Raw genomic sequence first — 14469 nt, forward strand, 5'->3', positions numbered from 1 at the left:
GGACGTGACTTTGCTGCTTCTGCGCCGGCTGCTTAGGTGCCGATTTTTCGGGCTCCGGCCCGGCCTTGCCCTGGACGGCGAGACTGGCTTTGTTCATGAAGCCGGATTCGTCGCCTTTGGCGATCATGGCGGCGTTGTCGGCGATCGCGTCGAGCAGCGGGTCAAGCCATTCGCGGTCCGCCTTGTCGAAATCGCCGAGCACATGGTGCTGGACCATTTCCTTGACGCCTGGATGGCCGACGCCGATGCGTACGCGGCGATAGGCGTTGCCGACATGGCCATCGATCGAACGGATGCCGTTATGGCCGCCGGCGCCGCCGCCGGTCTTTATGCGCAGCTTGCCTTCGGCAAGATCGATCTCGTCATAGAAGACGGTGAGCGCGGAAAGCTCGAGCTTGTAGAAGCGCAGCGCTTCGCCGACCGACTGGCCGGACAGGTTGATGAAGGTCTGCGGCTTGATCAGGACGACTTTTTCGCCGCCGAGCGAGCCCTCGGCGATCAGGCCCTGAAATTTCTTCGACCAGGGCGAAAAGGAATGGCGGCGGGCGATTGCGTCCGCCGCCATGAAACCGACATTGTGCCGATTGCCGGCGTATTTCGCGCCCGGATTGCCGAGACCTGCAAACAGCAGCATCGCCTGCTCCGGGCGTGAAAGAGTTACTTCTCTTCGGCGGCAGGAGCCGCTTCAGGTGCAGCCGCTTCAGCCGTCTCTTCCGTCTCCGGCTTCATCGCCGACGAACCGGCAATGGTCGCGATGGTGAAGTCGCGGTCGGAGATCACAGGCTTGACCCCAGCCGGCAGCTTGACCGCCGAGATGTGGATCGAATCGCCAATGTTGGCGCCGGTGAGATCGACGGTGATGAATTCCGGGATCGCATTGGCCGGGCAGTGGAACTCGACTTCGTGACGCACGATGTTGAGCACGCCGCCGCGCTTGATGCCGGGCGACTTGTCCTCGTTGATGAAGTGGACAGGCACGTCGACATTGACTTCGGTGTCCTTGCCGATGCGCAGGAAGTCGACATGGACAGGGAAATCCTTGACCGGGTCGAGCTGGAAGTCCTTCGGCAGGACCTGGATCTTCTTGCCATCGACATCGATCGTGGCGATCGTGGTCAGGAACCCGCCGCCATGGATCTTGTAGTAGATGTCCTTGTAGGTGAGCGCGATAGCCAGGGGAGGCTGCTTGTCACCATAAATTACTGCAGGCACTTTACCGTTGCGGCGAACTGCACGGGCGGACCCCTTACCGACCTGTTCGCGTGCTTCGGCCTTGAGCTCGTAAGTGTCGTGGCTCATGGCATTTCCTTTCGGTTTGTTCTGGAGCGCTCACGGTGGGCAGAGTGCCTGGACCGTAAACGTCGAAAGCCGACATACCCATGCATGATCTGGTCCGAAAACCGGAATCCACTTTTCGGGATCATGCGGGAAGGCGGCCTTCCGCCGCGTTGCCTCCAAGGGTGTCTACGCGGGTGGCGGCTCTATAGCGGAAGGCGGCCGGAGGTGCAAGCCAAAGGCACGACCGGCCTGGTGCAGCCCAGACGGCCCTATCCGCGCTTTTCGATGACGGCATAGAGCACGTTGCGGTTCTCGCCGAAGAATACCTGCGCCTCGACGGTGTTGCGGTCGACGCTGGCATTGACGATGTTCCACATATCGACCTCCGATCGCAGCAGCAACACCCAGTCCATGAACGTCTCCCGATACCCCGCGTCGGGGGTGCCCTCGGCGTAGTTGGCGAACAGGAATGTTCCGTTCGGCTTCAACATCTGCAGGCAGGTCTTCGTGAGTTTCACCGCGACGTTGTGGGCGAGGTAGTCGTAAAGGCCGGAGGCGTAGATGAAGTCGAATTTGCCGAGCTTGTGGCCCCGCGTGAGCACGGTTCGCACCGAGCCGTCGATGGCTTCGACGGCGGTGCCCTGGAAGTCGCGCGAGATCAGCCCAACGCTCTGGGGATCCTGGTCGAGCGCAACCCAGCGCTTGAGACGGCCCTCCGTCAGGGCGACCGAACGATTGGCTTCCCGCAAATGGCCGGCCGCGATCGCCAGAACCTCGGTTTCCGGTCCGTTCTTGGCCGCGATCTCGTCGACATATCGGGTCAGGAGGTCGCGTCGTTCCCGGGCCGCGACGCATGACGGTACGTTCTGGGTATGGCTATAGAGTGCTTTGCCGACCTCCGAGGCGTTCGCCACGCTCTCTGCCACGTGCGGATCACAATAGATGTAGTCGAGCAACTGCGCGTCGCCGGAATAGCCCCTGGGTTTGGTGAAGGACCAGTGCGTCAGTGGATCCTCGAGAAAATACTTCAGGATCGGATGGTTCTGCGCGACCGGTATCAACGCATGCCAGACGTCGGGATGAACCTTGGAATGCAGGCCATTGAGGAAGGACAGCAAGCGGCCGACGATCTCGGCCGGGTTCTTGTCCTGTTCGACCTGCTCCTGTGTCGCGTGGAGAATGAGGGCAAGCTCCGCGCGCGCGGTTTCGAACGCTTCGCCATGATGCTCGATCTTTCCCCGAGGCAGCGTGCCGGCGAGCATCTCGGCAGTAATCAAGCTTTTGCCATCAAGAACGGTCTGCACGCCATCACTCCATAGTTAACAGTCGGTTAACTTATTGCGTAGAATGCTCCCTTTGCCAATGTCGGGCCGACGGCATTTTAGGTTTATGATTAATTTCCCGCCAACCATGTTCGTTGGTTAATCAGCTTCCGAGCCGGATTCCGGGTTCGAGTTAACGGAAACTTGTCTTGCGCGATTGCATTTGTTTGCCCGGCGTTCGCAATCGCCGTCGCGTCCCAAGGAGCCGGCCCGCGTGGGGGCAGAAGCTGGAAATGAGTTCGGAAAACAAAATCCCTTTCAAAAGGGGTCGATTGTGATGAACGAACACGTGTCATCCGCATTGGCCGATACGGTTGATGCTGAGCCGTACGAGCCGCGCTACGAACTGGGGGCCGACGAACTTCGCGCCCTCTACCGCACCGAAGCCCGGGCGACGCGAAGAGGGGAAGCCAGGCCAGGGCTTTGGATCGCAGTTGCGATCTATCTCTTGTTTTCGGCAACGGATCTGCTGCTGATCCCGGATGTGGCCGCCTATACGATCACGGCGCGCTTCGCGGTCGGCTTGAGCGCGCTTTTGATCCTGGAAGCGCAGCTTCGCCACGGCGTCGGGACGGAATGGCTCGACGTGACCTGCGCCGGGGCCATCATCTTTGGCTATGTTGGTTGGCTGTGTCCGGCGATTATGGGCGCGGACAAGGAAAGCGTCTCTTACTATATGGTCTTTGGGACCATATTCATGATGAGCGCCAATCTTTTCTTTACATTCAATTTCAAGCTTTCTATCGTAACCTCGACAATAATCTTATGTATACTTTATATCGTAAATTACTTTGTTCCATCAACCCTCATATACAAAATGGTATTTGGGGCTTTCTATGTTTCTTGTTTCACGTTCACCTCATATGTGAACTGGAAACTGAACGAGGAACGCTACAACGTCTTCCTGAACGCCCTGGAAGCCAAGATCCAGCACAATGAGGCGACCGAACGCGGCAAGGCCCTGCTGAGGTTGTCGCGGACCGATCCGCTCACGGGTCTGGAGAACCGGCGCGCGATCGACGAGAAGCTGCGAGACTACTGGAACGATTGGCAAAAGGTCGGCACCAGCTTTGGGGCGATCCTCATCGACGTGGACTTCTTCAAGAAGTTCAATGACTGCTACGGCCATCAGGAAGGCGACCGCTGCCTGATCCATGTCGCCAATGCCCTTAGCGATATGATCAAACAGTATAATGGCTCCATCGGCCGCTATGGCGGCGAAGAGTTCATCGTCCTGGCTCGCATGGAGAAAAAGGAGCAGATCCTGGACATTGCGGAAGCCATTTGCAGCACGGTGGAGAACCTGGCTCTGACGCACGAACTGCGGCGCGACGGCGTCTCGATCGTAACGGTAAGCGTTGGCGCCGCATTCACCCGGACGCAGACCGGGGCCAAGCTGGAGAAAATCATTCACGAGGCCGATCGCGCTCTCTATCTGGCAAAAGCCGGCGGCCGAAATTGTGCCCGGCTGTTCGATCCAACCGACCCGCAAAGCAGTGACGAGAGCGAGAACATTGCGGCTTTGCTGAAGATCGCGATCGGCCAGAATCTCGTTTCACTCGTTTACCAGCCTATCCAGGATGTCAAATCGGACCGGGTTGAAGCGGTGGAGGCTCTGATGCGCCTCAAGATGCTCGACGGCACATCGGTTCCGCCGAGCCTGTTCATTCCGGTCGCCGAACGGACCGGTGCGATCCTGGAACTCGGGCGCTGGGCGATAAGGACAGTGTGCGCCGAACTGCTGGCGGACGACCACGTCCGTGTCGTCAGTGTCAACGTCTCCCCGATCCAGCTCAAGACACCGGGCTTCGCGACGTCGGTCGCGACCATTCTGGGCGAGACGGGTGTCGCAGGCAGCAGGCTGGCCTTCGAGATCACCGAAGGGCTGGAGATGGAGATGCACTCCGACATCCTGCGCTGCATCAGCGACCTGAAGCTGCTCGGGATCAAGATCTGGCTTGATGATTTCGGGACCGGCTTTGCGGGCCTTTCGTGGCTTCGCCTGATCGATTTCGATACGGTGAAGATCGATCGCTCGTTTCTGCATGACTGCAGCTCTCCGAGCGGCAAGGCGATGCTGCAGGACATTATCACCCTGGTTCGAAATCGCGGCCACAAAATCCTGGTCGAAGGGGTGGAGACAGACGAGCAGATGGCCCTTATGCGCGAATTCGGCATAGACAAGATCCAGGGCTTCCATGTCGGCCGTCCCGCTCCCGCCGTCAGTTTCCAGGCAAAGCGAGCCATGCGCAAACGGCCATTTGCCGTGCTTAAGTCCGCATGATGGTGGCCTCTTCCGACGTTTGGCTAGCCGTCGTCAAGCCGTGCTAGCGGTCGCCGGTCAACGCGGCGCGTAACGCCTGGATCTGCCGGTTCAGCGCATCGAGCTCAGTCAGCGTCATGCCCGAGCGTTCGACCAAGGCTTCGTTCAGGCAGTTGCATTGGACAAGCAGTGCGCGCCCGGCTGATGTCAGATCGACCTGCACCTGGCGTTCGTCGGTCTGGCTGCGCTGGCGGGTCACCAGCCCGGCCTGCTCCATTCGCTTCACCAGCGGCGTGACGGTGCTCGATTCCAAAGCGAGCCGATGGGCGATGGTGCCGACCGACATGCCGTCGGCCTCTCCAAGCGCGTTCAACACCAGGTACTGCGGATAGGTGATGCCCATCTCGTCCAGCATCGGCTTGTAGGTGCGGTTGATCGCCATGCTGGTGGCATAGAGCGTGAAACAGAGCTGATTGTCCAACGGGAGAGGCACGGCGCATTCCTTTTGCCAATGTGGGCATCATTTCGATACCACGAAAAATGATATCGCGATACATATTTGTGTGGACAAGGGTTTTAGGCCGCGTTAGCTATGTCGTTATCGCGATATTGTTTATCGCGAAAATAACCAGAAGGAGATTGAGATGACCTCGCAAACCAAGCCCGGCTCCGGCAGCGGTACGATCACCACCAGGGACGGAACGCAGATTTACTACAAGGACTGGGGGACCGGGCATCCTGTCGTCTTTCATCACGGCTGGCCGTTGAGCAGCGACGATTGGGACGCCCAGATGCTGTTCTTCGTGTCACAGGGCTACCGTGTCATTGCCCATGATCGCCGAGGCCATGGCCGCTCGACCCAGACGGATATCGGCAACGAGATGGACACCTATGCCGCCGACGTCGCGGAACTCGCAGCCCATCTGGACCTCAAGAACGCCATCCATGTCGGCCATTCGACCGGCGGCGGCGAAGTGGCGCGTTATGTCGCCAAGTATGGCGCCGGCGGCCGTGTCGCCAAGGCGGTGCTGATCGGCGCGGTGCCGCCAATCATGCTCAAGACTGCCGCCAATCCCGGCGGCCTGCCGATCGAAGTGTTCGACGGCTTCCGCTCCGCGCAGGCAGCCAATCGCGCCCAGTTCTTCCGCGACGTTCCATCAGGTCCGTTCTACGGCTTCAACCGCCCGGGCGCAGAGGTATCGCAGGGCGTCATCGACAATTGGTGGCGCCAGGGCATGATGGGCGGCACCAAGGCGCATTATGATTGCATCAAGGCCTTTTCGGAAACCGACTTCACCGAGGATCTGAAGGCGATCGACGTGCCTGTGCTGGTCATGCACGGCGACGACGACCAGATCGTTCCCATCGCGGACTCGGCGCTGCTGACGATCAAGCTGCTCAAGAAGGGCGAGCTCAAGGTCTACAAGGGCTTCCCGCACGGCATGGCCACGACCCATGCAGACATCGTCAATGCCGACCTGCTGGCCTTCTTCAAAGCATAGGCCGTTGGAACGAAAAAAGCACCCGCCGTCCGGCGGGTGCTTTTCCTTGCGTGGGTTTCAGGCCTGATCTAGGCGGCCGCCTGCGCCTTGCGCGCTTCCTTCATGTTGGGCAGGAACACGGTCAGCAATCCAAGGAACGGCAAATAGGAGCAGATCTGGAAGACGAAATCGATGCCCTTCATGTCGGCGACGACGCCGAGCACGGCCGCCGCGATGCCGCCCATGCCGAAGGCGAAGCCGAAGAAGATGCCGGCGATCATGCCGACGCGACCCGGCACGAGCTCCTGCGCAAAGACGACAATGTTGGAGAACGCCGAGGAGAGGATCAGGCCGATCAGCACCGTCAGCACCATCGTCCATTCCAGATTGGCGTAGGGCAGGGCGAGCGTGAAGGGCAGCACGCCGACGATGGAGAACCAGATCATCGCCTTTTGCCCGTAGCGGTCGCCGAACGGGCCGCCGAGCAGGATGCCCAGCGCCGAGGCACCGAGGAACAGGAACAGCATGACCTGGCTCATCTGCACAGAAACGCCGAACTTATGCATGGAATAGAAGGTGTAGTAGCTGGCGAGGCTGGCGATGTAGGCATTCTTGCTCAGCACCAGCAGTGTCAGCACGATCAATGCATTCATCACCTTGCGGCGCGGGAAGGGCGAAACGAAGCTCGCCGCCTTGCGGGTGCCCTGCGCGGCACGCAGCCGGCTGTACCAGCCGCCGACCTGCCACAAAACGATGATGCCGATCAGCGAGCCGACGGCGAACCAGGAAATGCTGGTCTGGCCGAACGGCACGACGATGAAGGCCGCCAGCAGCGGCCCCATGGACTGGCCGAAATTGCCGCCCACCTGGAACAGCGACTGCGCCAGGCCGAAGCGGCCGCCGGAAGCGAAGCGGGCGATGCGCGAGGATTCCGGGTGGAAGATCGCCGAGCCGATGCCGATCAGCGAGGCGCCGATCAGCAGCAGCGAATAATGCCCGGCATAGGCGAGCACGATCAGGCCGATCAGCGACGACGCCATGCCGTAGGGCAGCGAATAGGGCATCGGCCGCTTGTCGGTGATCATGCCGATCAGCGGCTGCAGCAAGGATGCGGTCACCTGGAAAGTGAAGGTCAACAAGCCGATCTGCCAGAAATCGAGGCCATAATTCTCTTTCAGGAGCGGGTAAATGGCCGATAGCAGCGACTGCATGATGTCGTTGATGCAGTGGCAGAAGCTCACCGCCAGGATGACCGTGAAGGCCGTCGCCTGGGCTGAGGCGTGACTGGCGCTCGCCGGTGGGGCGACGCTGGCTGCTGTCGTATCGGTCAAGGTAGGCTCCGTGGTCTTTTTGGCGGGCACGCCCGCAGGCAACTGGCGGACGCTCCTTGCGGCCACCCTAGGGACGGTGCCTTATAAGCCGCTTGCGAGACGACTTCTTTCGTGGTTTGGTCCAATAGTTTCGCAACTGGGCCATAACTAGATGCCGCACGGCAAAGAAGTCTTTCACGCTGGCAATGCCAATCTCGGCCAGTTGCACGAGAGCCGCTGGCAGTGGCTTGAGCAAGTGGCCGGGCCGGCGGTGGCATTGCCGACCGAATATCCTGACGGCTACCGCGTGCCACAGCACCGCCACAGCCGCAGCCAGCTCTTGCATGCGCTTGTCGGTGTGGTGCTGGTGACGACACGCTACGGGCGCTGGATGGTGCCGCCCGACCACGCGATGTGGATTCCAGCCGGCACCGAGCATTCCGTCGAGATGCTGGGCGACGTCTCGATGCGTTCGGTTTATGTCATGCCACAGGCGATCCCGGGGCTGCCCGAAGGCTTGCGCGTTGTGGGCGTCACCGACCTGATGCACAGCCTGATCGTGGAATCGGAGAAGCTCCCGCAAGGCGGCGTTCTGGAAGGACGCGGTGGGCTGATCATGAACCTTTTGCTGCACGAAATCCCGACCTTGCCGGAACGGCCTCTCGGGCTGCCATTTCCGTCCGATCCAAGATTGTCGGCGCTGTGCCGACGCTTCGTCGCAGCACCGTCGCCGCATGCGACCATCGACGAGTGGGCCGATGCAGCCGGCATGAGCCGCCGTTCCTTCACGCGCGCCTTCCAGCGCCAGACCGGCCTGTCGCTGTCGACATGGCGCCAGCAGGCCTGCCTGTTCGCGGCGCTGCCCAGGCTGGCGGACGGCGAGCCGATCACCAGGGTGGCGCTTGATCTCGGCTATGACAGCGTGCCGGCCTTCATCACCATGTTCAAGCGCATGCTGGGGACCTCGCCGCGCGGCTATATGCGCGGCGCACGCGAGAACGTCGAGGTCGCTCGTCGCCTGATCGGCCCGGTTCGGTTGGAAAGCTCCGCGCCTTAAGGGCAGGCGGGTTTAGTCGAACAGGCTCGACACCGATTCCTCAGTCGCCGTGCGCGAGATGGCTTCGCCCATCAGGTCGGCGATCGAGATGACGCGGATGTTGGGCGCGTCGAGCACGCCCTGGGTCGGCTGGATGGAATCGGTGATCACCAGTTCCTGCAGCTTCGAGCCGCTGATGCGGGCAACGGCACCGCCCGACAGCACGCCGTGGGTGATATAGGCGGTGACGCTGGTGGCGCCGTTGGCCAGCAGTGCATCGGCGGCATTGCACAGCGTGCCGCCGGAATCGACGATGTCGTCGATCAGCAGGCAATCCTTGCCGGCGACCGCGCCGATGATGTTCATCACTTCCGATTCGCCCGGCCGTTCGCGGCGCTTGTCGACGATGGCCAGTTGCGCATCGAAGCGCTTGGCCAGCGCACGAGCGCGGACCACGCCGCCAATGTCGGGCGAAACCACCACGACGTTGCCGAGTTGCTTGTATTTGGCCTTCACGTCGCGGGCCATGACCGGCACGGAAAACAGATTGTCGGTCGGGATGTCGAAGAAGCCCTGGATCTGGCCGGCATGCAGGTCGAGCGTCAGAACGCGGTCGACGCCGGCGCGGGTGATCATGTTGGCAACCAGCTTGGCCGAGATCGGCGTGCGGCCGGAGGCGCGGCGGTCCTGCCTGGCGTAGCCGAAATAAGGGATGACCGCCGTGATGCGCTTGGCCGAGGAGCGCATGAAGGCATCGATCATGATGAGCAATTCCATCAAATGATCGTTGGTCGGAAACGAGGTCGACTGCAGGATGAAGACATCCTCGCCGCGCACGTTTTCCTGGATTTCGACGAAGATTTCCTGGTCGGCGAAGCGCCTGACCGTGGCTTTGCCCAGCGGGACGTTGAGGTACCGGGCGACTGCTTCGGCCAGCACCCTGTTGGAATTGCCCGCGAAGAGTTTCATGCACGGTTCCTGGTGGAGGATGATGAGGCCTGACGGACTCGCTTGCGCCCTTTAACCGGGCTTTTAGCGGCCCGCGCTGGTATTGCAAGCGCCGAGATCGGGAATCCGCCGGCTAAACTCAAGAAAGCTCCGCGCCATCGCCGGACTGCAACAGGGAGCAGGGGACTTGTGCTGGTTCTTCTTCTCATTGGGCATCGGATTTTCCCAAAACCGTCTCCACTTTGGGGTCCGATGCCTCTAGCCCGCCTTGCCGCCGAGCCAGGCGGCGAACTGGTCGATGGTCTGGTCGGCGATCGCCTGCATGGTGGCCGGCGAGATCCCCTTCCAGCTGTCGCCGCCCGCGCTGGCGCCGGAATTGACCGACGGAGCCTTCTGCTGGCCATTGATGCGGTGCAGCCGGTTGCCAGCGGGGTCATAGACGTCCCAGACATAGATGACGGTGGTGTCGGCGCCTTCGGACATCGTCGAGAAATAGCCCTTCAGCACATGTGTCACGGTCTGGTCGGCGCTGCCGGCGAGAGTGATGCCGCGCTGCCTGGCACGGGTCTGCAACTCCGCCGTCAGAGGTGTCGCAGCTTCCACCGAAGCGCCTACGATCGGCGCGATCTGCAAGCGGGTCTTCGACAGGATGGCAGCGCTTTGGGCTGATGTGACCGGTGCGGCGGCGGTTGCGGGAGCGCCAGACGTGCTGGTGGCGGGTCCGGCCGGAACCGTTGCCGCCGTGTTGCCTGACGTTGCGGGCAGCGTCTGGGTCGACGTCGCCGGCGGGGTGATCGCCGACGGTTCGAGCACGTCCTTTGCGTTGGTGCAGGCGGCAAGAGCCAATGCCACAAGCAATGACACGGTCGTCACATGCGATCGTCTCATTTGCCTTCTAACTCCTTGGCGAAGAACGCCTCCCACTGTGGATTCACTTTACGATCAAGTCGAGATCATGGCGGGACAGCGGCCTGGGCTGGGATTCGGTGGTCAGGTAGGTGCGGCCAAGCGTCATCGCCGTCTCGGTGTCGGAGTCCATGATGATCATATGGGCGAACAGCGTCATGTTGGGCGCGATCGGTTCGGGATTGCCCTGGTAGAACATCGGCATGTCCATCCAGGACGGGGTGAAGCGGGCGCCGACCGAATAGCCGCAGGCGTTCAGCCGGTGCTTGGTCAGGCCGTGTGCCTCCATGGTGCGGGCATGCGCATCGAAGACGTCGCCGAAGCTGTTGCCCGGCATCATCGCCTTCTCGACAGCCAGGAGTGCTGCGCGGGCGGCGTCGAACAGTTCCTGATGGCGCTTCGACACCTTGCCGGTCAGCACCGTGCGCATCATCGGCGCATGGTAGTGGTTGAAGACGCCGGCCCATTCGAGCGTCAGCTGGTCGTTCTTGGTGAGCTTGCGGCGGCCGGCCTTATAGCGGCACAGCAGCGCATCGACGCCGGAGCCGATGATGAACTCGTTGGCCGGATAGTCGCCGCCGCCGGCGAAGATCGCGCCCTGCATGGCGGCCAGGATCAGAGCTTCGTCGCCGCCTTGCTTGATCAGCGGCAGTGCCGCGTCGAGCGCATCGTCGGAGAGATTGGCGGCCTTCTCGGCCTTGGCTATCTCGGCCGGGCTCTTGAACAGGCGCAGCCGGCCGACAATGCCGGACGCATCGGCGATCTGGCCGAAGGTCTGCAACTGCTCGTCCAGGCGGCGGCCGTTGAAGGCGGTCAGGCCGTGGGTGTCATATTCGACACCGATGCGGGCGCCGAGCAGGTCGAGTTCGTTGAGCAGATTGCGCAGGTCGACCGCAGGATTGGCGCCGTTGCGGTCGGTCCACAAGACGATGTTGTCGATAATCGAGGTCTGACGCGCCTGGCGCAGGTCGGCCGAGCGGGTCAGAAGCACCATCGAACCGTCGGCCTTGACCACCAGGCACTGGAAGAAGCAGAAGCCGAACGTGTCGTAGCCGGTCAGCCAATACATGCTTTCCTGCGCGAACAGCAGGATGGCGTCGAGCTTCTTTTCGGCCATCTCGATGATCAGCCGGTCGCGCCGCGCGTCAAATTCAGATCGTTCAAAATGCAGCGCCATTATTCCCTCTCCAAGACAATTGCCGAAACCTGCCGGCCGTAATCGGGCTCCTTGCGATGCGTGGTGCGCCGATAGGAGTAGAACAGGCCTTCCTCAGCGTAAGTGCAGCGGTCTAGGCCCTCAGCCGTCACGCCTGCCTTGGCCAGCCGGTCAACCGTGTAGCGGTTGAGGTCGAACATCGCATGGCCGGCATTGGCGGACGGAGCGAAATAGAGGATGTTTTCGGCGTCGGCTTCGACAAAGCGGGCGACGAATTCCGGGCCGACCTCGTAGTTTCGCGGGCCGATGGAGGGGCCTAGCACGGCGACGATGTTTTGGCGCCGGGCGCCGAGGCTTTCCATCGCCAGGATGGTGTTTTCGAGCACGCCGGTGAACGCGCCTTTCCAGCCGGCATGCGCGGCGCCGATGATGCGCGCCTGCGCATCAGCGAACAGCACGGGACCGCAATCGGCGGTCGAGGCGCCGATGGCGATGCCCGGCCGGTCGGTAACGATAGCGTCCGCCTTGGGGCGCTCGCCGGCAAAGGGCTCCCTGGCGATGACGACATCGGGCGAATGGATTTGCCAGGCGGTCAACAGATGGCTTGCCGGCACGCCCATCCAGGCAGCGACGCGGCTGCGGTTCTCGGCAACCAGCGCCTGGTCGTCATTCGATCCGGTGCCGATGTTGAGGCCCTGATAGATGCCGCCGGAAACACCGCCGACGCGGGTGAAATAGCCGTGGCGGATGCCTTGTGCCTGCGCCTTGTCCAGCAGCGGCGACCGAACGGGATCCGGTTTGGTCTGATTCAGCATGCGGGCGTTGTTGTCCGTGTGGGCGGTTTCGTCAAGAAGAAGGTGCTTGGTCGAGAACAGGCTGCAAAGCGCGGACGGGAGATTGGGAGGGGCGGCGGTAAAAAGTCAATCCGCCTCGGCAAAGGGCCGAACCGCCACGCCGCGAGGCAGCACCGCAAGCACCTTGAACAGCCCGCCCATGGCTTGCGGCCCGGCGAGGCGCTCGACGTCGCCGGCGATCCTTTCGCGCGCCGCCTGGCCGGCATCGGCGCCAAGGCGGCCGGCGCGCTCGAGGATGCCCATGCCGAGCAGGAAGTCGCCCTGTGTCGTGAGATGGGCTTCGAGGCCATGTGCACGCGCGATCGCGGCAAGGGCGGCGAAATCGACGTGGGAGGTGAGGTCGGCCTCACCGGGATTGGCCAGCACATCTTCGTGATCGTGGCTGCGCAAGGCCTGCAGCGTGTCGCCGACACCCGGCTGGAGATGGCCGTAGTCGAGAAACAGGCCGGCGCCGCCATGCCTGGATATGCGCTCGGCGATTGTTGCCATGAGCGCGGTGCGGGCAGGCGCCACTTCGGCGATCGCACCTTGCGGCGCGTCAGCGGCATCGGCGGGCAGCAGCATCGGGTCGACCGAGCCGGCGCCGGCGAAGAAGCAAAGATCGTTGGTCTCGTCGAGGCCGACCATGCGCTCGCGCCAGCCGGCGCCGGCGCGGATGAACTGGCAGATGGGCACCGCGTCGAACAGTTCGTTGCCGACGATGAACAGCGATTGTTGCGGCAAGGTCTCGATGGTTTCGTGCCAGCCAACCGCGAAGGGTGTGACGCCAAGCGTCTTTTTTTGCACCTCGGTCAGGCGCGGGCTTGTCTCGATCATGGCGAAGGTGGCGCCGTTGGCCAGGTCAGGATCGAGCCGCGACAGCGTGCGCAGCATGTCCTTCATCAGCGTGCCGCGGCCGGGTCCGATCTCGGCGATGGTGACCGGCAGTGGCCGGCCGCTCGCTGCCCAGACCTGGTACACCCAGACCGCGACCAGTTCGCCGAACATCTGGCTGATCTCCGGCGCGGTGATGAAGTCGCCGCCCGCACCAAAGGGCTCGCGCGTCGTGTAGTAGCCGTCCGCCGGGTCGAACAGGCAGAGCGCCATGTACTCGTTGACGGGAAGCGGCCCAAGGGCCTCGATCAGGTCGACGATGCGGGTCTTCAGCCGTGTCATGCCGGCTGCGGCTGTGCCACCGGCTTGGCGGTCAGCATCGCCCAGATGCCGGCCAGCACCATCGGGGTAGAAAGGATCATGCCCATGGTCAGCCAGTTGGTGCCGAGGAGATAGCCGAGCTGCTGGTCAGGCTCGCGGAAGAACTCGACGAAGATGCGCGACAGGCCGTAGCCGCAGATGAAGGCGCCGCCGACGAAGCGCGGCGTCTTCAGCCTGAGGCGCGAATGGGTGAGAATGCGCAGCACAAGGAACAGCACCACACCCTCGAGCAGCGCCTCGTAAAGCTGGCTCGGATGACGGGCAAACGGCCCGCCATTGGGAAACTCGAACGCCCAGGGCACGTCGGTTGGTCGGCCCCACAGTTCGGAATTGATGAAGTTGGCGACGCGCACCAGGCCAAGGCCGACCGGCACGCCGGCCGCCACGACATCGAACAGCGACCAGGTGCGGATGCCGCGCTTGATGGAAAACAGCGTCATGGCGAGGATGACGCCGAGCAGGCCGCCATGGAACGACATCCCGCCCTGCCACACGGCGAAGATATCGAGCGGGTGCGCGATGTAGCGCGCCAGATCATAGAAGAGCACATAGCCGGTGCGGCCTCCGAGCACGACGCCGATGGCCGCCCAGACGATGAAATCGTCGAGATCCTCCGGCTTCATCGGCAGGACGCCGTTCGGCCACAGCCTGGCATTGGCGGCGAGCCGCTTGGCATACCACCAGGCGAACAGGATGCCGACGATATAGCCGACGCCATACC

The 14469-nt window shown here is 62.3% G+C and carries 14 protein-coding genes; 3 read left to right on the plus strand and 11 right to left on the minus strand.

Annotated elements, in window-relative coordinates; genetic code table 11:
• The 3 genes from pth to EN925_RS04740 form a co-directional block, all read right to left on the minus strand.
• On the minus strand, positions 1–634 hold a 634-nt coding region (pth, locus tag EN925_RS04730; protein ID WP_128336375.1), incomplete at its 3' end, for an aminoacyl-tRNA hydrolase.
• Between the two features lie 23 nt (positions 635–657).
• Positions 658–1299, minus strand: coding sequence for a 50S ribosomal protein L25/general stress protein Ctc (locus EN925_RS04735; protein ID WP_013529995.1), 642 nt, complete (start codon positions 1297–1299; stop codon positions 658–660).
• A gap of 248 nt (positions 1300–1547) precedes the next feature.
• Positions 1548–2582 (minus strand): class I SAM-dependent methyltransferase, encoded by a 1035-nt coding sequence (locus EN925_RS04740; protein WP_127368922.1) that lies wholly within the window; start codon positions 2580–2582, stop codon positions 1548–1550.
• Positions 2583–2877: 295 nt separating this feature from the next.
• Here EN925_RS04740 and EN925_RS04745 point away from each other — a divergent pair, with 295 nt between their 5' ends.
• A complete protein-coding gene (locus EN925_RS04745) occupies positions 2878–4884 on the plus strand; it encodes an EAL domain-containing protein (protein ID WP_032808605.1) in 2007 nt (668 codons plus the stop codon).
• A gap of 43 nt (positions 4885–4927) precedes the next feature.
• Here EN925_RS04745 and EN925_RS04750 read toward each other — a convergent pair whose 3' ends face one another.
• The gene (locus EN925_RS04750; protein WP_013529998.1) at positions 4928–5356 is read right to left on the minus strand and encodes a MarR family transcriptional regulator; all 429 of its coding nucleotides are present in this window, start codon (positions 5354–5356) and stop codon (positions 4928–4930) included.
• Positions 5357–5507: 151 nt separating this feature from the next.
• Between EN925_RS04750 and EN925_RS04755 the strand changes: the two genes are divergently transcribed.
• Positions 5508–6365, plus strand: a complete 858-nt coding sequence (locus EN925_RS04755; protein WP_127368923.1) for an alpha/beta hydrolase — start codon at positions 5508–5510, stop codon at positions 6363–6365.
• Between the two features lie 68 nt (positions 6366–6433).
• Here EN925_RS04755 and EN925_RS04760 read toward each other — a convergent pair whose 3' ends face one another.
• On the minus strand, positions 6434–7675 hold the full coding sequence (locus tag EN925_RS04760) for an MFS transporter (RefSeq protein WP_063170320.1): 1242 nt from the start codon (positions 7673–7675) through the stop codon (positions 6434–6436).
• A 151-nt stretch (positions 7676–7826) separates the two neighbouring features.
• Here EN925_RS04760 and EN925_RS04765 point away from each other — a divergent pair, with 151 nt between their 5' ends.
• Entirely contained in the window at positions 7827–8711 is an 885-nt protein-coding gene (locus EN925_RS04765) for a helix-turn-helix transcriptional regulator (RefSeq protein WP_013530001.1), read from the plus strand.
• A gap of 12 nt (positions 8712–8723) precedes the next feature.
• Here the strand turns inward: EN925_RS04765 and EN925_RS04770 are convergent, their stop codons facing one another.
• The 6 genes from EN925_RS04770 to lgt all read right to left on the minus strand — a co-directional run.
• Entirely contained in the window at positions 8724–9659 is a 936-nt protein-coding gene (locus EN925_RS04770; protein ID WP_013530002.1) for a ribose-phosphate pyrophosphokinase, read from the minus strand.
• A 237-nt stretch (positions 9660–9896) separates the two neighbouring features.
• Positions 9897–10526 (minus strand): hypothetical protein, encoded by a 630-nt coding sequence (locus EN925_RS04775; RefSeq protein ID WP_063168841.1) that lies wholly within the window; start codon positions 10524–10526, stop codon positions 9897–9899.
• 43 nt (positions 10527–10569) lie between these two features.
• A complete protein-coding gene (locus EN925_RS04780; RefSeq protein ID WP_013530004.1) occupies positions 10570–11721 on the minus strand; it encodes a Xaa-Pro peptidase family protein in 1152 nt (383 codons plus the stop codon).
• Positions 11721–12515 carry a peptidoglycan editing factor PgeF gene (gene pgeF / locus EN925_RS04785; protein WP_127370313.1) on the minus strand — a complete coding sequence of 265 codons (795 nt, stop codon included), beginning with the start codon at positions 12513–12515 and terminating at the stop codon, positions 11721–11723. Before pgeF ends, EN925_RS04780 begins: the two co-directional genes overlap by 1 nt.
• A 105-nt stretch (positions 12516–12620) precedes the next feature.
• Complete coding sequence (locus tag EN925_RS04790) at positions 12621–13709, minus strand: class I SAM-dependent methyltransferase (RefSeq protein ID WP_127388289.1); 1089 nt, start codon at positions 13707–13709, stop codon at positions 12621–12623.
• Positions 13706–14469, minus strand: a 764-nt coding sequence (gene lgt / locus EN925_RS04795; RefSeq protein ID WP_128336377.1) for a prolipoprotein diacylglyceryl transferase, incomplete at its 5' end; no start/stop codon positions are given. The genes lgt and EN925_RS04790, both read right to left, overlap by 4 nt.

This window comes from Mesorhizobium sp. M7A.F.Ca.US.006.04.2.1, from assembly GCF_004022915.1.
GTDB lineage: Bacteria > Pseudomonadota > Alphaproteobacteria > Rhizobiales > Rhizobiaceae > Mesorhizobium > Mesorhizobium ciceri.